Source organism: Micromonospora psammae, assembly GCF_036902725.1.
In the GTDB taxonomy this organism is placed as follows: domain Bacteria; phylum Actinomycetota; class Actinomycetes; order Mycobacteriales; family Micromonosporaceae; genus Micromonospora.
This window is the reverse complement of the sequence record NZ_JBAKHM010000006.1, coordinates 65,666-86,567: the sequence shown is the minus strand read 5'-3', so window position 1 is coordinate 86,567 and position 20,902 is coordinate 65,666. Positions and strand designations below refer to the sequence as shown.

The 20,902-nt window shown below is 75.5% G+C and carries 14 protein-coding genes; 5 read left to right on the top strand and 9 right to left on the bottom strand.

From position 1 onward, the window contains the following. Positions 1-42: 42 nt before the first annotated feature. The 6 genes from V6U79_RS11490 to V6U79_RS11465 form a co-directional block, all read right to left on the bottom strand. Positions 43-2,124: a YehQ family protein gene (locus V6U79_RS11490; RefSeq protein WP_334614632.1), complete on the bottom strand. Its 2,082-nt coding sequence runs from the start codon at positions 2,122-2,124 to the stop codon at positions 43-45. Continuing rightward, positions 2,121-3,233: a VWA domain-containing protein gene (locus V6U79_RS11485; RefSeq protein WP_334526650.1), complete on the bottom strand. Its 1,113-nt coding sequence runs from the start codon at positions 3,231-3,233 to the stop codon at positions 2,121-2,123. The genes V6U79_RS11490 and V6U79_RS11485 overlap by 4 nt, the downstream gene beginning before the upstream one ends. Beyond that, a complete protein-coding gene (locus V6U79_RS11480; RefSeq protein WP_334526647.1) occupies positions 3,233-5,572 on the bottom strand; it encodes a DUF5682 family protein in 2,340 nt (779 codons plus the stop codon). The genes V6U79_RS11485 and V6U79_RS11480 overlap by 1 nt, the downstream gene beginning before the upstream one ends. After that, positions 5,572-6,675 (bottom strand): ATP-binding protein, encoded by a 1,104-nt coding sequence (locus V6U79_RS11475; RefSeq protein ID WP_334526644.1) that lies wholly within the window; start codon positions 6,673-6,675, stop codon positions 5,572-5,574. The genes V6U79_RS11480 and V6U79_RS11475 overlap by 1 nt, the downstream gene beginning before the upstream one ends. Then, complete coding sequence (locus tag V6U79_RS11470; RefSeq protein ID WP_334526642.1) at positions 6,672-10,322, bottom strand: DUF4132 domain-containing protein; 3,651 nt, start codon at positions 10,320-10,322, stop codon at positions 6,672-6,674. Before V6U79_RS11470 ends, V6U79_RS11475 begins: the two co-directional genes overlap by 4 nt. Positions 10,323-10,459: 137 nt before the next feature. Beyond that, complete coding sequence (locus V6U79_RS11465; protein ID WP_334614631.1) at positions 10,460-12,406, bottom strand: Xaa-Pro dipeptidyl-peptidase; 1,947 nt, start codon at positions 12,404-12,406, stop codon at positions 10,460-10,462. 180 nt (positions 12,407-12,586) lie between these two features. On the opposite strand from V6U79_RS11465, the gene V6U79_RS11460 reads away from it, so the two are divergent. Beyond that, positions 12,587-14,836 carry a WD40/YVTN/BNR-like repeat-containing protein gene (locus V6U79_RS11460; RefSeq protein WP_334526636.1) on the top strand — a complete coding sequence of 750 codons (2,250 nt, stop codon included), beginning with the start codon at positions 12,587-12,589 and terminating at the stop codon, positions 14,834-14,836. Between the two features lie 63 nt (positions 14,837-14,899). Here the strand turns inward: V6U79_RS11460 and V6U79_RS11455 are convergent, their stop codons facing one another. Next, a complete protein-coding gene (locus V6U79_RS11455; RefSeq protein WP_334526633.1) occupies positions 14,900-15,127 on the bottom strand; it encodes a hypothetical protein in 228 nt (75 codons plus the stop codon). Positions 15,128-15,277: 150 nt separating this feature from the next. Here V6U79_RS11455 and V6U79_RS11450 point away from each other — a divergent pair, with 150 nt between their 5' ends. The 4 genes from V6U79_RS11450 to V6U79_RS11435 all read left to right on the top strand — a co-directional run bounded on the left by V6U79_RS11450 (position 15,278) and on the right by V6U79_RS11435 (position 19,110). Further along, entirely contained in the window at positions 15,278-16,009 is a 732-nt protein-coding gene (locus V6U79_RS11450) for a histidine phosphatase family protein (RefSeq protein ID WP_334526631.1), read from the top strand. Further along, positions 15,993-16,862, top strand: coding sequence for an NAD(P)H-hydrate dehydratase (locus V6U79_RS11445; protein ID WP_334614630.1), 870 nt, complete (start codon positions 15,993-15,995; stop codon positions 16,860-16,862). The genes V6U79_RS11450 and V6U79_RS11445 overlap by 17 nt, the downstream gene beginning before the upstream one ends. Positions 16,863-17,008: 146 nt before the next feature. Then, entirely contained in the window at positions 17,009-18,493 is a 1,485-nt protein-coding gene (locus V6U79_RS11440; RefSeq protein ID WP_334526625.1) for a S8 family peptidase, read from the top strand. Positions 18,494-18,609: 116 nt separating this feature from the next. After that, positions 18,610-19,110 carry a hemerythrin domain-containing protein gene (locus V6U79_RS11435; protein ID WP_334526623.1) on the top strand — a complete coding sequence of 167 codons (501 nt, stop codon included), beginning with the start codon at positions 18,610-18,612 and terminating at the stop codon, positions 19,108-19,110. Positions 19,111-19,161: 51 nt separating this feature from the next. Here V6U79_RS11435 and V6U79_RS11430 read toward each other — a convergent pair whose 3' ends face one another. Beyond that, the gene (locus V6U79_RS11430) at positions 19,162-20,028 is read right to left on the bottom strand and encodes a metallophosphoesterase family protein (protein ID WP_334614629.1); all 867 of its coding nucleotides are present in this window, start codon (positions 20,026-20,028) and stop codon (positions 19,162-19,164) included. A 62-nt stretch (positions 20,029-20,090) separates the two neighbouring features. Continuing rightward, the gene (locus tag V6U79_RS11425; protein ID WP_334614628.1) at positions 20,091-20,897 is read right to left on the bottom strand and encodes an SDR family NAD(P)-dependent oxidoreductase; all 807 of its coding nucleotides are present in this window, start codon (positions 20,895-20,897) and stop codon (positions 20,091-20,093) included. Positions 20,898-20,902 lie beyond the last annotated feature (5 nt).

Genomic DNA, 20,902 nt, shown 5'->3' with positions numbered 1-20,902 from the left:
CGTCCGGCTGGGCACACGCCGTGGTCGCCCCGCGGCGGCCGCTCACCCGGACTCCGCGGCGACCAGCAGCCGCAGTTGCGCGTCCACCCAGGCGCGGACCGCCGCGTCGCCCGGCGCGGGACCGAGCGTCCCGGCCAGCACGCGCAGCGCCGCCCCGCACCGGTCCAGCCCGGCCGTGGCCAGCGCCGCGCCGGACGCGCGCAGCCGGTCGGGAAACCCGCCCGGCAGGTGCCGCAGCCCCGCGTGCGCGGCCTGCGCGAGCAGTCCCAGCCCCTCGCGCAGCGCGGCGTCCACCGGGTCCGGCGGCTCGGTGTCCGCGCCGGCCAGCGCGCCGTCGCCGGTCCCGGCGGCGAGATCGGGTACGACCACCGTCTGCTCGGCCACCACGGCGAAGGGCTCGATGACCAGCCCACCGGGACCCCGCCGGACGGCGCCGCTGACGTACCGGGGGGTGCCGTGTGCGCCGGTCAGGGCGGCGGCGAGGGTGTCCAGCGCGGCCGGACAGACCGAGCGGTGCGCCGCCGAGACGGTCGCGGTGCCGCCGGACGGGTCGGCGACCACCGCGTCGAGGCGCTGCTCGCCCGCGGCGTACCCGACGGCGCGTACCTCGGCGATCTCCACCACCCGCACCGACTCGGCGTCCGCCCGCGGGCGCAGCGGTCGGGGCGGCAACTCGGCCAGGGCCGCGCCGAGCGCGGCGAGGTCCCGGACCAGCACGCCCGGTGGCAGCTCGCCCCACGAGCCGGCCCCCGGCGAGACGGTGGTCCGGGCGATCCGGCCGGCGGCGAACCGGATCCGCCCCGAGGGGCCCCGCACCGCGGACTCGGTGACCACGTTGCCGCCGGCCAGAGCGCGGACGGTGGTGCCGGCGACCCGACGGCCGGCGAGGTCGTGGCCGGTGACCCGCCCGACGTCGGCGCGCGGCCAGTCCCGGCGTAGCACGAGCACGCCCGCCCCGGCCGGCTGGGCGAGGAAGACCTCGACGCCGAACTCGTCGGCCGACTCGCGCACCCGCGCGCCGAGCCCGGTGAGCCGCTGTCTGCGCAGCGGCGTCTCGGCGGGCTCGTCGGTGCCGAGCACCCGCTCGACCGGGCTGGCGCCCCGGTTCACCACCGCGCGCCGCCGGGCGGGCAGCTCCGCGAGCACCTCGGCCAGCTGGGCCGGCCGGTAGCGGGCGCTGCGGGCGGCGTACGCGTCGAGCTGCGCCGCCAGCTCGTCCAGGGCGAGCAGCGGCCAGCGCAGCCCCGCGGCGTCCAGGTCGCGCCGGGCGGTGGCGAGGGGCGCCGCCAGGCCGGCACCGGTGTGCACCGCCCCGGCGAGCAGCACCTCCCCGGCCAGCGCGACCGCCCGGTCGAGCGCCGCGAGGTCCACCTCGGCCGTCCCGCCGCCGACCCGGACCTGGGCCTCCCACCCGCCGGGCCGGTCCCGGTCCGCCGCCCGGTACGCCCAGACCGCCAGCGCGACCGACTCCGGGCCGCCGTCGGCGGCGTCGGCGTGGGCGAAGGCGATCTGGTGCGGCACCAGGAACCGGACCGTGCCGGTGGGGAGCTCCACCTGCGGCACCGGGTCCTCCGCGGTGGGCCGCCGGACCCGGGCGACGTACCCGCGCCGGTGCCGGCGGCGGGCGGCGGCGAGCGCGGAGTCGCCGACCGCCTCGGCGAGCTCCTCGTCGGTGACCTCCCCCGGCGACCAGGTCTCGAACCGGCCCGCCGGCCCCGCCGCCTCCGCCGTGGGGACCGGGGTGCCGGGCCCGCCCGGGCCGGCCACGGGACCGGAGACGCCGGGCCCGACGGGCGCGCCCGGTGCCGCCGGTGCGGCCGCACCGATGGTCCTCTGGTAGGCGAGGACGAGGACGAGCAGGTGGCGGCAGATGCCGGGCGCGCCGCAGGAGCAGCTGCCCGCGCCGAGGCCGCCGGCCGGCGGCAGGCTGCTGCGGACGCCGTCGGGGTGCTCGGCGTACACGGTGCCGCCGTCGTCGGTGCGCAGCGCGGGTGCCTCGCCCCCGTCCACCGCCCTGCCGGCCCGCTTCACCAGGCCCCGGTTGGCGAGGGTGGCGAGCACCTCCGGGGTGAGCGCCAGCAGATCGGCACGGACCACCGTCGCCCCCTCGGGCCGCCCGGTCACCGGCTCACCCGCTCGGCGACGAAGGCGGCCAGCTCGCCCGGGGTCATCGCGCCGACCCCGGCCCCGACGTCGGCCAGCCGCTGCGCCATCGCCCGGTCGTACGCCGGGTTGGCCTCCTCGTCCAGCGCGGCCAGGCCGAGCACGTGGGTGCCCTGCTCGACCAGCTGCTTGACGGTCCGGACCAGCCGCGCCTCGCTGCCGCCCTCGTAGAAGTCGGTGATCAGCACGACGATGGCCCGGCGCGGGTTCTCGATCAGCTGCGCCCCGTACGCCACCGCGCGGGCGATGTCGGTGCCGCCGCCGAGCTGCACCTTCAGCAGCAGCTCGACCGGGTCGTCCACGTCGGCGGTGAGGTCGACCACCTCGGTGTCGAAGGCGACCAGGTGGGTGCGGACGCCGGGCAGCCCCCACAGGCAGGCGGCGGTGACGGCGGCGTGGATGACCGAGCCGACCATCGACCCGGACTGGTCGACCAGCAGGATCACCTGCCACCGGTCCAGGTGGCGGCGGGTGCGGGAGAAGAAGTGCGGGGTACGCACGTGCAACCGCCGCTCGTCCGGGCGCCAGTGCGCCAGGTTGGCGCGGATGGTGCGCCGCACGTCGAAGTTGCGGGCCTGCCGGAACCGGCTGGGCCGGCGGGCCCGGGCGCCGGAGAAGGACTGCCGCACCTCGGTGGCCATCCGCTCCATCAGCTGCCGGACCACGGTCTCGACGATCCGCCGGGCCAGCCGCAGCACCTCCGGGTTCATCAGGTGCTTCGTGCGCAGCACCGCCCGCAGCAGGGTCGCGCTGGGCTCGACCCGGGCCAGCACCTGCGGATCGGTCACCACGTCGTGGATCTCGTAGCGCTCGACGGCGTCACGTTCCAGCCGTTCCACCGTCTCCCGCGGGAAGAGCCGGGTGATCTGGTCCAGCCAGTCGACCGTGGTCAGCAGCGACGGGCCGCTGCCGCCGCGGCGCACGTCCCGCCGGTCGAGTTCCTCGTCGCGTCCGTAGAGCCAGTCGAGGGCGGCGTCCCGGCCCGCGGCGGCCTCGCCGAGCGCGCCGAGGCTGGCCTGGGCGGGCTCGCCGAGCACCAGCCGCCACCGTTCCAGTGCGGGGTCGGTCATCACGGGCCTCCGTGCGGGTCGGGCCCGTCGGAGAGCAGACCCTCCCGGGCGAGTAGGGCGTCGACCCGGGCGTCCAGCGCCCGGGCCCGGGCGACGAGCAGCGGGTCGGCGTCGAGGCGCAGCAGCGTACGGGCCGGGTCGGCCGCCCCACGCAGGTCGATCACGTGCCGGGCGACGGCCTCCCGCTCGCGGGGCGGGAACCAGCCGAACGCCTGCCGCAGCGCGGGCAGCGCCACCAGGAAGTCGTGCGGGGACATCGCGGCGAGCAGGCCGTCGAGCACCGCGAGCAGCGCCCGGTCGCCGTCGACGACCTCCTCACGGGCCAGCGCGAACAGGCCGGCGAGCCAGTCGCCGAGCACCGTCGGGGCGGCGACGGCCCGGACCGCCCGGGCCGCGTCGCCCCCGGCGCCGAGCGACCAGCGCAGGCCCAGGGCGGCGCCGCGCAGGTCCGGCGGGGCGGTCGGGTCGGCCGCGATCCGGGCGGCCACGGCCAGCGCCGGCGCGGCGTCGATGCCGAGTGTCGGGCCGGCGTACCGCAGGGCGTCGCGGACCGCGACCAGCGCCGCCAGCCGGCCGGGATCGGCGGGGGCGGTGGCCCCGTGCACCCCCTCGGCCAGCCAGAGCGCCCGGTCGACGGCGGCGGTGACGACCGCCCCGAGCGGCGCGGCGCCGGCGCTGCCGAGCAGCCGGTCGTGCCGCCAGAGGCCGAGCGCCACGGCCAGCGCCCGACCCAGCGCGCGCAGCTCGGTGACCGCGCCGACGGCCTCGGCGATGGCCGCGAGCGCCCGCGTCGAGTGCGCTCGCAGGCCGCCGAGCGCGGTGTCGAAGAGCAGCACGGCGAGGGCGTCGACGTCCCCGGCGACCAGGCTGATCCGCTCCTCGACCCGGGCGGTGACCGCGTCGAGGACGGTCGGGCCGTACCCGCCGGCCTCAATCAGCTCGGACAGCCGGTCCGGCGCGGGTCGGGCCGACCAGTGTTCGCTGAGCACCACGTCCGCGCCGACCCGCGGGCCGCGCTCACGGACGTGGCCGGCGACGCCGAGCAGCCGGAGCCGGTGCAGCAGCCGGCTGCGGTCCAGGTCGGCCGGGTCGGTGAGGTCGAGGTCGAGGTCGGCGGAGAGGTCGACCCCGTGCCGACGCAGCTCGACCTCGACGTCGCGCACCAGGGGCGGCAGCGGGGTGTCCGGGTGCAGCCGACCGGTCCGCCGGCCGCTGAGCGCGGCCACCATCTCCACCACCGCCGGGTGGGTGCCGGCGGCGAGCCGCCCCCGGGCGGTCCACGGCAGCGGCTCGTCGAGCGCGTCGGAGACCAGGGCGGACACCAGGCCGTCGAGCACGTCGACGCGGGCCGGGTGGGCGTGTCCACGCAGCCGGGCCAGGCCGCCGGCCATGGTCCGGGCGGCGACCAGGTCGGCGGTGGAGACCGGCTGCCGGCGGGCCCGCAGCCGGGTGGCGACCGTCTCGACCAGGGCGTCGGCGGCCCGCTCCGGGCCGTCCTCCCAGAGCCGCTGGTAGTACGCGGGCGAGGGCATGCCGGACTGGTAGCCGTCGAAGGCGTCCAGCCGCTTGAAGGAGTACGGCACCAGGTAGCTGCTGGCCACCGCGCCCGGGTCCGGCGCGGGCACCGCGGGCCAGCCGGCGTCGTCGACATCCGCCCCGGCGGCGGACCCGGCGGGCGGGGCGGCGTCGACCAGCCGGATCAGCGCCGGCCGGTGGAAACCGCCGGTGACCACCAGCACCGGGCGACCGCCGGCCCGGGACCGGGCCGCGCGCACCCAGCGCGCCATGTACGCCTCCCGCGCCGCGTCGTCCTCCCCCGCCTCGGACTCCCCACGCAGCAGGTCGAAGTAGGTGGCCAGCCGCTCGGCGAGCCCGTCGTCCGACCCGATCTCGAACAGGTGGTCCCAGAGGGCGTCCACGTTGTCCACCGCCAGGGTGGCGCAGAGCCGGGCCACCGCGTCGGCGTACCGCTGGTCGGCGTCGGCGTACCGGTTGGCCCGCCGGGCGAAGGCCGGATGCCAGGCGGGCAGGTCGATGAAGCGGACCTCCGCCCCGGCGGCCCGTCCCTCGGTCAGCGCCACCCACTCCGGGGAGTACCCGCAGAACGGGCTCCACGAGGCGTGCCGCCGCCCCGAGTCCCGGTACGCGGTGAACACGGCGATCGGCAGTTCGTGGCCGAGCAGCAGCTCGTCCAGCCGGTCGTTGAGGTCGACCGGCCCCTCCACCAGGACGTACGCCGGGCGCAGCGCCGCGATGGTGGCCGCCACCAGCCGGGCGCAGGCCGGGCTGTGGTGGCGGACCCCGAGGAACGTGACGCCGTCCGGATCACTGGTCGCCATCAGCCGGGCAGCAGGTGCCGGGCGTCGTGCAACGCCTGCCACTGCGCACCCCTGCGCCGGGAAACCCGCTGCTCCAGGTAGCGGCGCAGCCGGGCCAGGTCCTCCGGGTCGTCCTTGGCCGCGGTGCCGGCCAGGCAGGCGACCACGTCGGCGGCGTCGCCGGCCTCGCCGCGCAGGAACCAGCCGCGCAGCCCGACCGCGTGGGCGACCGAGACGGCCTCGGCGGTGCTCATCACCGCCGAGAGCCGCTCCATCGCCTCGCCCCGCTCGGTGAGCCCGGTGCGCAGCTCGCGGAACGTGGTGACCAGCACCTCCAGCACGTCGCGCCGGGGCGGCACGGCCACCCCGGAGCGCTGGAGCAGCACGGCCGCCTCGGCCTCGACCAGGTCCAGTTCGGTGGAGAGGTCCGGGATCGGAAAGACGGTCTCGAAGTTGAACCGTCGCTTCAGCGCGGCGCTCATCTCGTTGACGCCCCGGTCCCGGGTGTTCGCGGTGGCGATCACGTTGAAGCCCTCCCGGGCGAAGACCATCGCGTCCGGCCCGGGCAGCTCCGGCACGGCGAGGACCCGGTCCGACAGCGGGGAGAGCAGGCAGTCCTGCACCTCGAGGGGACAGCGGGTGATCTCCTCGAAGCGGACCACCCGGCCCTGTGCCATGCCGCGCAGCAGCGGCGCCGGCACCAGCGCCCGCGGCGACGGGCCGTCCGCCACCAGCAGGGCGTAGTTCCACGAGTAACGGATCTGGTCCTCGGTGGTGGCCGCGCCGCCCTGGATGGTCAGCGTCGAGTCCCCGCTGACCGCGGCGGCCAGCAGCTCCGACAGCAGCGACTTGGCGGTGCCGGGCTCGCCGACCAGCATCAGCCCGCGGCTGGTGGCGAGGGCGACCAGCGCGCGGTCGATCAGCGACGGGTCGCCGACGAACTTGCGACTGACGCCGGCCGCCGGGTCGCCCAGGATGAACCGTCGGGCCGCCCGCAGGCTCAGCGCCCAGCCGGGCGGGCGCGGGTCGGCGTCGTCGGCGCGCAGCTTCGCCAGCTCGTCGGCGTACCGCAGCTCGGCCGGGGGGCGCTGGGCCCGCTCGGCCGTCGGGTCGGTGGTGGTCACCGGACCACCTCCGCGAGGTCGCGCAGCACCTCGGAGGCGGTGACCTCGTCGAGGTCGCCGAAGCGCAGCCGACCCTCGCGCGGGAGCCAGGCGCCCTCGGGACGATCGTTGAGCCAGATCTCCTCGATGTTCTGGTCGGGGAACATGTCGACCACACCGACCGCGATGCCCGGTTCGATGTTCACCACCACCGCCCGGTTGCCGGGCAGCTCCCGCTCCAGCCAGGACTGGACGCCGGCGTCCTGCGGCCGGCCGCGGCGCCAGCCGCGCCGCTCCAGGCCGAGCAGCCGACCGGCCGGGACGCTGAGCCCGACGTACCGCTTCAGCTGCCGCTCGTCCCGCTCGGCCGGGTCGAGCCGGTGCACCTCGCGGCCGAGCTGGGCGAAGGGCTGGAGGATCTCGTAGTCGGCGAAGAGCTCGGCCCAGGCGGGCAGCCCGCCGCCCAGGTGCAGCGGGTGGGCGATGCCGATCACCGCCTCGTCCGGCAGCGCGTACGCCTCGTCCTCGACGTCGGCCAGGCTGCGGTCCTCGGCGACCCGGAACGCGGTGCCCACCGCGCCGGCGTCGTCATAGGTCGCCCACACCAGCCGCCGGACGACGTGCCAGAGCAGCGGGTGCTCCAGGAAGTGCCGCCGGAAGTCGGCCGCCGACCAGCGGCGCTGGGCGACCATGGCGGCCTCGAACCGGCGGATCTGGTCGGCGGCGAGGGTGCGCACGTCCTTCTTCAGCCCGCCGAAGCGCTGGTACGCCGCCGGCGCCAGCGTCTGGTCGTCCCGGGCACCCGGCTTGGGCAGCTCCTTGCGCCGCGTTCCGGCACCGTCCACCACGTACGGCTTGAGCTGTTCGTCGAAGCCGACGGTGAACCGCCGCGGGCCGTAGTCGAGGACCAGGCTGCCGTCGGCGTCCAGCCCGAGGTCGGGGACCAGCCGGTCGCCGAGCTGCTCGGCGTCGAGGCCGAGGTCGGTGGCGACCTCGGCGACCTTCTGCGCGGCCCGCTCCCGCAGCCCGCGGAACTTGACCTTCTGCGAGATGCCCCAGAGGTGCATCAGCGCCACGTCGGTGCCGATCGCGGCGAGCACCTCCAGCCCGGTGACCGCCCGGGCGTGCCCACCCTCGCCGGGCCAGGCCCGGATCACCGGGGCGAGCCGACGGGCGGTGGTGTCGTCGCCGATCCACCCGAGCGCCGGCAGCACCCAGCCCTCCTTGGACGGGGCGCCGGCGGCCTGCCAACGCTCGAAGAGGCCCCAGCCGAACTCGGCCAGCGACGTCGGGTCGCAGGCGTCGCGGACCAGGTCGACGCCCGGGTAGACCTCGCCGGGCTTGGAGATGGCCAGCATGGTGCAGAGGTGCCGCAGCGCGTCGGCGGGCAGCGCCGCGGACCGGTCGCGCAGCAGCACCGGCGGCAGCACCACCGGGTCGAGCCACTGCGGCAGGGCCGGGATCCGGGCGGGCAGCTGCTCCAGCGGGTCCACGTCGAGCAGCGCGACGGTGCCGGCCACGGCCGGCTCGCCGTACTCCCGGGCGGCGTCCAGCACCAGGCCGCGGTGCTCGGCCGCGACCATCCGCAGCGCCCGCTCGGCGGCCCGCCGGCGCGGCCCGGCCGGCCCGAGCGCCGTGGGCAGCAGCGCCCGCGCGGCGGCGGCGGGGTGTCGGCGGAACCAGGCCCGCGCGGCCGGACGGGCCGACTTGAGCCGGTCGAGCCAGTCGGCCATCAGGTCGGCGACCTCACCCCCGACGTACGGCAGCAGCACGTCGGCGGCGGTCTGCGGGGTGCTCCGCGCGACGTGCAGGGCGGCGGGCAGGACGTCCAGCTCCAGCCGCCCGACCGCGCGCCGCATCCACGAGCCGGTGTCCCAGGTGTCCCTCGGCCGCCACGACCGGGCCAGCGGCCGGGCCACCTCCTCGGGGGCCCGGGTGAAGAACGCGATGCCGTCGGCGTCGCGGTAGCGCCCGGAGGCGATCTGCGGGGACATGTCGCTGAGGTCCTCGCCCCGGCGCCACCACGACAGGTGGTACGAGTCGGTGGTCGCCCACTGCTCCCGCTCGCCGGGCGCCCAGACGATCGCGGTCTCGTCCGGCCGGACCAGTCCCGGCACCACGGGCGGCGCCGCGCGGTGCCGCTGAGCCAGCCAGGGCGGGCTGACCAGCACCGGCGGCAGCCGGTCCGGGTCGGCCGGGGTGACGGTGCCCTGCTCGGCGCCGATCCGCTCGACCCGCTCCCGGTCGGCCGCGTCCAGCAGCGGCAGCGCGGCGGCGACGGCGGCCGGGTTGGTGAGCACGTGACCGCGCAGCAGCGCGGCGGCGTCCCGGGCGGCGCCGGTGCGTCCCTGCGCCGCCCCGGCGAGCAGGCGCACCCCGCGCACCGGGAAGCGGCGGAGCATGTCCAGCACGCCGGCCTGGACGTACTTCTGGTCGAGGCGGTCGAGCAGCAGCCGCATCGCCTCGTCGGTGGGGAAGGCGGAGAGCAGCGAGACCATCCGCTGCTGCCCGGCCGCGCCGACGTGCTCGTGGTCGAACCAGTCCGCCAGCAGCGGCGCCATCGACGGGCCGATGGTGGCGGCGGCGGTGAGGACCGCGGCCGGGTTGTACATGACGGAGTAGAGGGCGACGTGGTCGACCATGCGGGCGAAGTCCTCGGCGGTGCCGGCCGAGAACATCATCAGCTCGGCGAGGAAATGGTCGCCGCTGCGGTCGACGGCGGGGAGGTCCTCGGCCACCCAGCCGGCCTCGGTGGGCAGCAGGAAGGAGGTGACCACCCGGGTGGCCAGGTCGCCCTCCCGGTACGGGGTCAGGGCGGTGCGGACGGCGGCGTACTCGTCGGCGGTGGCGACCGCGAGGCGCGCGCGGACCCGACCCAGGATCGCCAGCCGGGTGCTCCGGTGACCCCAGTCGGCGGTCCCACCCTTCGTCCGGCCGAGGACGCACCCGTGGTGGTCCCGGTGGCCGGTCGTCCTGATCCCGATCGACTCGGCGACGGCGCGGGCGGTCGCCACCACCCCGTCGTCGGCCACCAGCAGGTCGACCAGGTCGGCGCCCCGGTCGCTGTCCCGCCAGTCGATCTCGTGCCCGGCGGCCACCAGGAGACCAGCCGCACCGAGCGGGGTGCGCTCGCCGGCGAGCTGGGCCCGCACCGCGCCGACCAGCTCGGGGTCGCCGCCGTTGCGGAGCAGCCGCTCCACGTCGGCGGCCAGCGACTCCAGCAGCTCCCCGCCGGCCTTCCGGACCCTGGCCCCGGTGGGCAACGCCGGACCGGGCACCCCGTCGCGGCGGGGCACCAGGCTCCGGCGCCAGCCGGACGGCACCACGAAGGTCTCCTCGTCGGGCAGCGCCGCCGCCGGTTGCCCGACGGCGGCACCCGTCGACCGGGACCCGTCCGCAGCCGGTCCGGCGGGGCCGGCCACCACCGGACCGCCGTCCACCGCGGACGTCGTCGGCGCGGCCGGCGCCGACTCGACGTACCGCTTGCGGAGCTTCTCCGCGATCAGCTTGTCGACGTGCGCGGTGGCGTCCTCGGCGGAGCCGAACTCCCTGACCTGGGTCCGTCCCTGCGACCCGATCCGTCCATAGCTGACGGTCACCGTCGCGCCGGAACGCTCCACCTGCCAGAACTTCGCCGCACTGCCGCTGACGTAGTCGAATCTGCGCACGCCGTCTCCTTGATCACCCGCGTTGTGCGGGGACCATAACCACACCCACCGACAGCGTCCGGTGGCGGCCGGGCGACCTCGGTCGGTCCGCCGCCGCCCCGGCTCGGGGGCGGCGGCGGACCGGTCGGCGACCGTCGTCAGGACCGGTCGGGCAGCTGGCGCCGGTCGGGCGGGGCGGCGCGGCCGGTCGACGGGGCGGGAGCGGTGACCACGTCGGGCGCGACCGTGACCGGCGGCAGGGTGGCCCCGCCGGTGACGGGCAGGGTCAGCGCGCTGCGCCCGAGGTCCACCGAGACGGTAGCGTCCCGGTCGTCGGTCTCGGTGAAGCCCGGGTCGCTCTGGGCCAGGACCAGACCGAGCACGTGGCCGGCCGGCAGCACCGCGTCGTACGCGTTGAGCGGCAGGGTGACGGTGTACCAGCGGTCCGGGCGCAGCGGACTGGCGAAGCGCAGGGACCGGTGGTGCGCCGCGTCGAGCCAGCCGCGGGTGAGCACGCCGTGGTCGGTGACCGCGGTGATCTCGGCGGTGTCGCGGTAGCAGGCGTCGTCGAGCTCGGTGGACTCTCCCCAGCACGACTCGGTGGGCAGGGTCCGGACCCCCTCGGAGGTGCGGTGCTGAATCCGTTCCGCGGTGCCGTAGTCGACGAGTCGCGCGCTCAGCGCGGTGGTCGGCCGGTCCACCTTGATCCGCAGGCGCACCGAGGGGGTCCCGGAGATCCGCAGCGGCGTGGTCAGCGCGCCGGAGAGGAACACCAGCCGTCCGGCGCGGGCCGTCGTCGGCTCGGTGACCACCTGCGGCTCGGTCAGCGACTCGTCGGTGTACGCCCGCACCACGCCCCGGCTCGCGCCGCGACCGCCGAGCGTGCCGGTCGTGCCGTCGCCGGCGCCCAGGGCCACCCGGACGTGCCGGGTGCCCGGGGCGGGCCAGTCCCGCTCCTCGGTCCAGACCCCGGGGGCGGTCTCCAGGGTGGCCCGGGGCTCCCGCATGACCCCGTTGGACAGGCCCTGGAGCCAGTAGTCGAACCAGCGGTGCAGGGTGGCCACCCACTCGGCCCGGCGGACGTCGAACGGGTCCTCGTGCCCGGCCTGGTAGAGCCAGAGCTTGCGCGGCACGTGCCGGTCGGCGAGCGCGTCCCACCAGCGGGCGAACTGGCCGGTGGTGACGTTGAGGTCGTTGACGCCGTGCGCGACCAGCACGCTGGCCCGGACCTGCCCGACCGAGCGGCGGTAGTCCCGCTCCGCCCAGTAGGCGTTGTAGTCGCCGGTCTCCTCCCCGCTCTCCGCGCGCAGCCGGGCGAGCAGTGCGGCGCACGCCTCGGCGGGCCGGCCGTTGACCACCTGGTGCAGGTAGGCGGGGTAGTCCGACGCCCGCAGCAGCCCGTGGTAGCGCTGGTAGTCGTACCAGCTGGAGATGGCGGAGATCGGCACGATGGTCTCCAGGCCGCGCACGCCCGTGGCCGCCACGCCGTTGGCGACCGAGCCGTCCCACGACTTGCCGATCATCCCGACCCGGCCGGTGCTCCACGACGCGCTGACCGGCCGTCCGTCCAGGGTGAAGCCCCGGGCCCGGCCGTTGAGCCAGTCCACCACCGCCTTCGCCCCGGCCACCTCGGCCCGGCCACCGACGTCCTGGCAGCCGGTGGAGCGGGCGGTGCCGGCGAGGTCGACCGCGGCGAAGGCGTACCCGCGGGGGACGAACCAGTTGTCGTAGTACAGCGGAGCCTTGGTGATCACGCCGTTCGCGTCGTACGTCTTGCGTTCGCTCTCGTTGCCCCGGCCGCAGCAGTGGTAGTACGGCGAGGCGTCCATGATGACCGGCACCCGGACGCCGGCCTGCGCCGCCTCGCGGGGCCGCACCAGGTCGACCACGACCCGGTCGCGCACCCCGTCGCCGTCGGCGTCGGTCGGCGTCTCGACCTGGACGCTCTCCCGGACGGCGTCGGCGTAGGAGTAGATCGGCACGGTGTGGTCGCCGGCGATGTGCGGCGGGTCGGGCGCGGCGTGGGCGGGGGTGGTGGGGGCGGCCGTGACCAGCAGCGCCGTGAGGGTGGCGGCGGCCAGCGCCCGGCTCCGGGCAGGCGTCATCGTGGTCCTTCCGACGGGTACGGCAGGTCAGGCCATTCCACCTCATCGATGCGGCTCCTGCCTAGGGCCCGGTGTCGACCCGGTCACTTTCGGCGACGCCGGAGGGTTGACCATCGACATCCGCCTTCGTAACGTTCGGCGGGACCGTCGACCCTCCCCTCCACCGGCGAAGGGACCTCCGTGGCACGACGACGTACCCTCTCCCTGATCCTCGCGGCGACGCTGCTCTCCGGCGGCACCGCGGCCCTCTCCCCCACCGGCGCCGGCGCCTCGCCGCCGCGGCCCGACGACGAGTACCGACCGGTGCGCGGACCCTCCGCCCCCGCCGAGTACCGCTACCTGCAGAAGACCGTGCGCGGGGAGGCGCTGCCGCGGCACGCGTACGACGCCGCGGCGCGGGCCGCGGCCCGGCTGCCCGCCGTCGGCGGCCGGTGGACCCCGATCGGGCCGACCAACATCGGCGGCCGGATCACCTCGCTCGCGCTGGACCCGCACCGCCCCGACACCGTCTACGCCGCGGCGGCCAGCGGCGGGGTCTGGGTCAGCCGCGACGCCGGCAACCGCTTCGAACCGGCCTGGCCGGACGGCTGGACCCAGGCGATGGGCGCGGTGGCGACCGGCCCGGACGGCACCCTGTACGCCGGCACCGGCGAGGTCAATCCGGGCGGCGGCAGCATCACCTACGAGGGCACCGGCCTCTACGCCTCCCGCGACGGCGGAAAGAACTGGCGGTCGCTGGGCCTGCGGGACTCGGGCGCGATCGGCGCGATCACGGTCGACCCGGCCGACCCGAAGCGGATCTTCGTGGCCGCGGCGGGTTCGCTCTACAACGGCGGCGGCGACCGGGGCGTCTACCGGTCGACCGACGGCGGGGCGACCTGGCAGCGGATCCTCGCCGGGGCGAACGAGTTCACCGGCGCGACCGAGGTGCTGATCGACCCGCGCGACGCCGACCGGCTCTACGCCGTGCTCTGGGACCACCGCCGCACCCCGGACCTGCGCACCTACGGCGGGGTCGGCTCAGGGGTCTACCGCTCCGTCGACGGCGGGGCGACCTGGGCACGCCTGGCCGGTGGGCTGCCGGCGGCGGGGCCGGAGGTGGGCCGGATCGGCCTGGGCCAGTCCGCCTCGGACCCGGACCGGCTCTACGTGATCGTCAACTCCACCGCCGGCCCGTTCGCCGGCTTCTACGGCAGCGACGACGGCGGCGACGCCTGGACCCGGCTGCCGGACACCCCCGAGCTGACCACCTCGCAGTCCACCTTCGGCTGGTGGTTCGGCAAGGTCTGGGTCGACCCGGACGAGCCACAGCACGTGCACGTCGCGGGCGTGCCGCTGCTGACCACGAAGGACGGCGGGCGGACCTGGACGGCCGACAGCAGCTCCATCCACGTCGACCACCACGCGATGATCTGGGACCCGCGCCACCCGCAGCGGGTCTACCTCGGCAACGACGGTGGGACCTACCGCTCCGACGCCGACGGGGACGGCGGCTGGGTGAAGGCCACCCACGAGCCGTACACCCAGTTCTACAGCGTGGCGATCACGCCGCAGGACGTCAGCCGGATCTCCGGCGGCACGCAGGACAACGGCTCGCTGCGCTCGTGGGGTGGCCCCGCCTTCAACGAGTACCTGGGCGGGGACGGCGAGGAGAACCTGATCAACCCGACCGACAAGGAGAACGTCTACGCCTGCTACCAGTACGGCAACTGCTTCTGGTCGGTCGACGGCGGCGAGACGATGACGTACTTCGGCAACCGGGTCACCGGGGCCCGGCGCAACTGGTTCACCCCGGTGGTCTTCGACCCGCGCGACCCGGCGGTGATGTACTACGGCGCGAACGTGCTGAACCGGTCGACCGACGGCGGCCGGACCTGGACGGCGATCAGCGGTGACCTGACCGGCGGGCCGGGCCGCGACCCGATCTACACCAACTACGGCACCATCACCACGGTCGCCCCGGCCGGGGACGGCCGGACCGTCTACGTCGGCACCGACGACGGCCGGGTCTGGGTGACCCGGGACCTGGGCGGCTCCTGGCAACTGCTGCTCTCCGGGCAGCCGTGGGTCACCCGGATCGTGGTCGACCCGCGGCGGGCCGACCGGGTGTACGTGACGCTGTCGGCGTACCGGTCCGGCTCCCAGCGGCCGTACGTGCTCGGCTCGCTCGACGGGGGCCGGCACTTCCACGACCTCAGCGGCACCCTGCCAAAGGCGCCGGTCAACGACCTGGCGATCGGCAAGGGGCTGACCCTCTACGTCGCCACCGACCAGGGCGTGTTCGTCAGCCCGACCGGCGGCGGGGTCTGGCTGCGCCAGGGCCGCGGCCTGCCGCTGGTCCCGGTCGACGACATCGAGTACGACGGCACCAACCACCGCCTCGTGGCGGGGACCTTCGGCCGGGGCATCTACGCCGTCCGGGTCCCCTGAGTGTCGCGGCCGCCGGGACCGGACGCGACGGGACTGCCGCGTCCGGCCCCGGCGGCGCGGGTGTCAGCGCCCTTCCTGCTGCATCCGCGTCATGAGCATCTGCTTGGCCTGGTCACCCGCCTTGCGGTTGTTCTCCTGGATCTTGCGGAACCAGGTGGCGAGTTCCGTGTCGCCCCGCTGCTCCGCGTCCGCGATGTAGGTGTCCATCCGGTAGATGTTGTCCAGCGACAGCTGCAGCGTGTGGATCAGGTCGTAGTTCTTGTCCTTCACCGGGCTCTTCTGTTCCTTCACCGCGGTCGCCACGGCGTACCTCCCCTGTCTCGGTTTCCGAACGGGCCAGCGCTTACCCGGCCTCGGCCCGTTCACGCCGGACGCCGGTCGGGGGTTGCCGGCCCGGGCCGAAACGGTTACCGGGCGGCCCGGTCGGGTACGGGGGGCCGCATGGCGGAACTGGCAGCCCTCTGGATCGTGCGGCACGGTGAGAGTACGGCGAACGTCGCCGCGACGGCGGCGGAGACGTCCGGCGCGGACCTGATCGACCTGACCCATCGGGACGCGGACGTGCCGCTGTCGGAGACCGGTGAGGAGCAGGCCCGGGCCACCGCCCGCTGGCTCGCCGGCCTGCCCGAGGAGCGCCGCCCGGACGTCGCGGTGGTCTCGCCGTACCTGCGGGCGGTGCGGACCTCGGAGCTGGCGCTGGCCGGCACCGGCATACCGGCCAGCCAGGACGAGCGGCTGCGCGACCGGGAGCTGGGCATCCTCGACGGCCTGACCGGGCACGGCGTGCAACGCCGCTTCCCCGAGGAGGCGGACCGCCGCCGGCGGCTCGGCAAGTTCTACTACCGCCCGCCGGGCGGCGAATCCTGGACGGACGTCGCGCTGCGGCTGCGGGCGCTCCTGGGCGACCTGCGCCGCGACCACGAGGGTGGACGGGTGCTGCTCTTCGGCCACGACGCGCTGGTCTTCCTGCTTCGTTATCTGGTGGAGGGGCTGACCGAGGCGGAGCTGATGGCGTTGACCCGGGAACACGTCATCGCCAACTGCTCGGTGACCGGCTGGTCGGCCGACGCCGACGGCCGGCTCACCCTGGACACCTTCAACGACGTCCGCCACCTGCGCCAGCAGGGCGCCCGCCCCACCAGGGAGGACGAGGTCCATGCCGAACCGGTCTGAGACCCGGGTCATCACCCCGCAGGTGCTGCGGGACTGGGCGCTGCCGGTGCCGACCGGGGGCAAGGAGCACCGGGGCACGGTGCTGGTGGTTGGCGGTTCCCGATTCACCCCCGGCGCGGTGCTGCTGGCCGGGGTGGCCGCGCTGCGGGCCGGCGCCGGCGTGCTCCAACTCGCCGCCGCCGAGTCCACCGCCGCCGCGCTGAGCATCCAGGTGCCGGAGGCGCTGGTCGTCGGGCTCCCCGAGACCCCGGACGGGGCGGTCGCCGGGGATCCCGGGGAGCTGCTCGGCGGGCTGGTCGGCAAGGCCGACGTGGTCGCGGTGGGCCCCGGCCTCAACGACATCGACCAGACCCGGAGGCTGCTGCACCTGCTCCTCGACGCGGCCGGGCCGCAGACGGCGCTGGTGCTCGACGCGTACGCCCTGGGGGCGCTCAGCCACGAGCCGGACCTGCTGGTCGGCTCGGGCCGGCCGGTGGTGCTCACGCCGAACCTGACCGAGGCGCGGCACCTGCTCGGCCGGGAGCCCGACGCCGACCTCGACGCCGACGCCCGCGAACTGGCCACCCGGTACGACGCGGTGGTGTCGCTCTACGGCCACATCGCCACCCCCGAGGGGGACTGCTGGCGGGAGGAGAGCGGCGACGCCGGGCTGGGCACCTCGGGCAGCGGCGACGTGCGCTCGGGGCTGCTGGCCGGGCTGATCTCCCGGGGCGCGGGGCCGGCGCAGGCCGCCTGCTGGGCGGCGTGGGCGCACGCGGTCAGCGGACAGCGACTGGTCCCCCGGTACGGGCGGATCGGCTTCCTCGCCCGCGAGCTGCTCGACGAGATCCCGCACACCCTGGCCACCGTGTGACGGTCGCCGCCTGACCCGACGAGTGTGTGTAACGCCACACCATCGGCGGGCGCTGTACTCCCGGAAGCGGGCATCCTGCCCTCTTCCCGCCGGTCGCTCCCCGTCAGGGGTCGCACCCGGCTGGAGACAGCCCCCTGGGAGTCTGTGTGAAGAACCTCCGTCGCAAGACACTGGCTGCCGCGTCCGCCGTGGCCCTGGGTGTCGGCCTCGCCGTCACCGGCGGGCTGGCCCCGGCGGCGGCCGCCGGCCCGGACACCACCTTCCTGGTCCTGGCCCCGCAGGGCGCCACCACCGGGAAGGCGGCGGCCCGGGTGGCCGCCGCCAAGGGCACCGTGGTGGCCAGCTACGACCAGATCGGCGTGCTCGTCGTCCGCTCGACCAACCCCACCTTCGTCACCGACGTGGCGGGCGCGGGCGTCGAGTCGGTGGCGTCCACCGCCGGCCTGGGCACCGCTCTCGACGAGGGCGAGACCGTGGAGGTCTCCGCGGCCGAGGCGGCGAACGCCACCGCCGACCCGACCAAGGAGCCCCTCTTCGGCCAGCAGTGGGACATGCCCATGATCGACGTTCCGCAGGCCCACGCCGTCAACGCCGGCAGCGCCGGCGTGGTGGTGGGCGTGCTGGACAGCGGCATCTCCAGCAGCCACCCCGACCTGGCCACCCAGATCGCCAAGGACAAGAGCACGTCCTGCATCGGCGGCACGGTGGACACCGCCGAGGCCGCCTGGAACCCGACCACCTCCGACCACGGCACCCACGTGGCCGGCACCATCGCCGCCGCCGTCAACGGCGTCGGCGTGACCGGTGTCGCCCCGGGCGTCAAGGTCGCGTCGGTGAAGGTGGTCAACGATGACGGCTACATCTTCCCCGAGGCCGCGGTCTGCGGGTTCATGTGGGCCGCCGAGCACGGCATGCAGCTGACCAACAACAGCTACTACATCGACCCGTGGGAGCTGAACTGCCGCAACGACGCACGCCAGCGTCCGGTGTGGCAGGCGGTCCAGCGGGCCATCCGTTACTCGTCGAGCAAGGGCGTGCTGAACGTGGCGTCCGCGGGTAACTCGAACTACGACCTCGCGCACAAGATCACCGACGACGGCAGCCCGAACAACGGCACGCCGGAGACGCGCGAGAACCTCACCAACGCCTGCCTCGACCTGCCGGCCGAGGCGCCGGGCGTGGTGACCGTCTCGGCGGTCGGCCCGACCGGGGCGAAGAGCTACTACTCCTCGTACGGCCAGGGGGTCATCGACGTGACGGCGCCGGGTGGCGACACCCGCTTCCGCACGCAGGGCGCCCGCTCCACCCTCACCGACGGCATTCTGTCGACCACCTTCAACACGGCGACGAAGACCAACGGTTGGGGCTACAAGCAGGGCACCTCGATGTCCGGCCCGCACGCCGCCGGCGTGGCGGCGCTGGCGGCGTCGGCGCACCCGGGCATGAGCCCGGGCCAGCTGGCCGCGTTCCTTGAGCGCACGGCCGAGGCGCAGTCCTGCCCGGAGGGCGTCTACAACCCGGTGCCGCTGATCGCGGCCGGCCCCACTGCCTACAACGCGACCTGCTCCGGCGGCGAGCGCAACGGCTTCTACGGCGCCGGCATGGTCAACGCGTACAACGCGGTGAAGTAGCAGCAGCACGGCACGACCAGTGGTGGGGCCCGGCGGAACACGCCGGGCCCCATCCGTTTTCGCAGCTCACCCTCGGGGTACCGGATCAGACGTCAGCCGAACAAGGAGGTCAGCCGGTGTCCACCGATGCCATCGTCCTGCTCAAAGAGGACCACAAGGAGATGCGCCGCCTCTTCAAGGAGTTCCAGAAGGCCGAGGACGGGCCGGCCAGCAAGCGCCAGCAGCTGGTCACGCAGATCCTGGAGGCCCTCACGGTGCACACCTACCTGGAGAACGAGGTGATGTACCCCGAGGTCCGCAAGCTGCTGCCGGATCTGGAGGACGACATCCTCGAGTCGTACGAGGAGCACCACGTCGCGGACGTGCTCTGCGCCGAGCTGGCCACCATGGATGCCTCCGACGAGCGCTTCGTCGCCAAGACCACGGTGCTGATCGAGAACGTCGAGCACCACGTCGAGGAGGAGGAGCAGGAGTGGTTCCCGAAGGTGCGGGAGGCGCTCGGCCGCAACCAGCTCCAGGAGATCGGCCAGCGCATGATCGACATGCGGGCCGACGCGCCGCGCACCCCGACCGCCCCCAAGGCGATCAAGAAGTCCGTCGACGCGATGACCGCCTGAGCCGGTGCGACGTGACTCGAGGCCCGGCCGCCGGCCGGGCCTCCTCGCGTCTCACCAGGCCGTGGGTGGCGTCCCGGCCGGCGCCGGCAGGATCCGGCGCACCCGCCCCGGGGGTACGGACCGACGCCGCCACTCCCGGGGGTAGCCGACCGACACCTCCTCGAAGCGCACCCCGTCGTACCAGGTGGTGCGGGGGATGTGCAGGTGCCCGTAGACCACCGCGGCGGCGGCGTAGCGCCGGTGCCAGTCGGCGGTGGCCTCGGTGCCGCACCACTGCGCGAAGATCGGGTAGCGCAGCACGTCGGTCGGCCGGCGCACCAGCGGCCAGTGGTTGACCAGCACCGTCGGCAGCTCCGGATCCCGCTCGTCCAACCGGCGGGCGGTCTCGGCGACCCGCGCCGCGCACCAGTCCTGACGGCTGGGGTACGGGTTGGGGTGCAGCAGCATCTCGTCGGTGCAGACGATCCCCGTGCGGTACGCCTCGGCCAGCGCCGCCGCCCGGGTGTCGAACCCCGGCGGCCGCCAGCTGTAGTCGTAGAGCAGGAAGAGCGGGGCCACCAGCGCCGGCCCGCCGGCACCCCGCCACACCCGGTACGGGTCCTCCGGCGTGACCACGCCGAGGCGTCGGCACACCTCCACCAGGTGCCGGTAGCGCTCCACGCCCCGCAGGGTGACCGGGTCCGCCGGTGGGGTCCAGAGCTCGTGGTTGCCGGGCGCCCAGATGACCGTGTCGTACCGCTGGGCGAGCAGGCCGAGCGCCCACTCCACGTCGGCGACGGTGTCGGCCACGTCCCCGGCGACCAGCAGCCAGTCCCGCGGCGACTCCGGTCGCAGCGCCTGCACCAGGGCCCGGTTCTCCGCGTACCGGATGTGCAGGTCGCTGATGGCGACCAGGCTGCCGTCGCCGTCCTCCCGCATCCGCCGATCGTACGCAGGCCGCCCCCGCGGCGCGGGGCACGCGGGGACGGCGCGGCGCACGGTCAGTCGGCCGAGCCCGGCTCGGCCATCTTCCGGTGCTGCTCGGACTTGAGCCGGTCCGGGGTGAACCGGGCGGCGGCCGCCTGGACCTTGTTCTTCAGCGAGCCGGCGACGACCTTCTGCTCGCCCTTCATCATCGCCTGGAAGCCCTGCGCGGCGACCGTGGCCGGGTCGTCCTTGCTGCCGGCGCCGACCCGGGTGTCCTCCATCGCGGCCCGCTCGAAGAACTTCGTGTCGGTCGGGCCGGGCATCAGCGACGTGACGGTGACCCCGGTCTCCTTCAGCTCGTTGCGCAGCGCCTCGGCGAAGGACTGCACGAACGACTTCGAGGCGTTGTAGACCGCCTGGAAGGCCCCCGGCATGGTCGAGGCGATCGACGAGGTGAACAGCACCCGGCCGGAGTCCCGCTCGACCATCGCCGGCAGCAGCCGCTTGGTCAGGTGCACCGTCGAGGTGACGTTCACGTCGATGATGTTCAGCTCGTCCCGCAGGTCGGTGTCGCCGACGAACGCCCCGCCGGCGCCGCGCCCGGCGTTGACCGCGAGGGCGTCGACCGGGCGGCCGGTCGCGCGGACGGCCTCGGCGAGCGCCTCGACGCCGTCGTACGTGGCCAGGTCCACCCGGACCGGCCGCACCTGGGCCCGACCGTCCCGGCGCAGGTGCTCGGCCGCCTCCTCGATGCCGGCGTCCTCGGCGGCGATCACCACGTCGTACCCGTGCGCGACGAACTGGCCGGCCAGCTCGTACCCGATGCCGCTGGAGGCGCCGGTGACCACGGCCAGCGGCCGCCCGTCGGTCGGTGCGCTCATCTGCC

Excerpts from the sequence above, each read along its gene's own strand:
- V6U79_RS11485 (WP_334526650.1), bottom strand. The coding sequence starts at position 3,233 with ATGACCGACCCCGCACTGGAACGGTGGCGGCTGGTGCTCGGCGAGCCC.
- V6U79_RS11480 (WP_334526647.1), bottom strand. The coding sequence starts at position 5,572 with ATGGCGACCAGTGATCCGGACGGCGTCACGTTCCTCGGGGTCCGCCAC.
- V6U79_RS11465 (WP_334614631.1), bottom strand. The coding sequence starts at position 12,406 with ATGACGCCTGCCCGGAGCCGGGCGCTGGCCGCCGCCACCCTCACGGCG.
- V6U79_RS11450 (WP_334526631.1), top strand. The coding sequence starts at position 15,278 with ATGGCGGAACTGGCAGCCCTCTGGATCGTGCGGCACGGTGAGAGTACG.
- V6U79_RS11445 (WP_334614630.1), top strand. The coding sequence starts at position 15,993 with ATGCCGAACCGGTCTGAGACCCGGGTCATCACCCCGCAGGTGCTGCGG.
- V6U79_RS11430 (WP_334614629.1), bottom strand. The coding sequence starts at position 20,028 with ATGCGGGAGGACGGCGACGGCAGCCTGGTCGCCATCAGCGACCTGCAC.
- V6U79_RS11425 (WP_334614628.1), bottom strand. The coding sequence starts at position 20,897 with ATGAGCGCACCGACCGACGGGCGGCCGCTGGCCGTGGTCACCGGCGCC.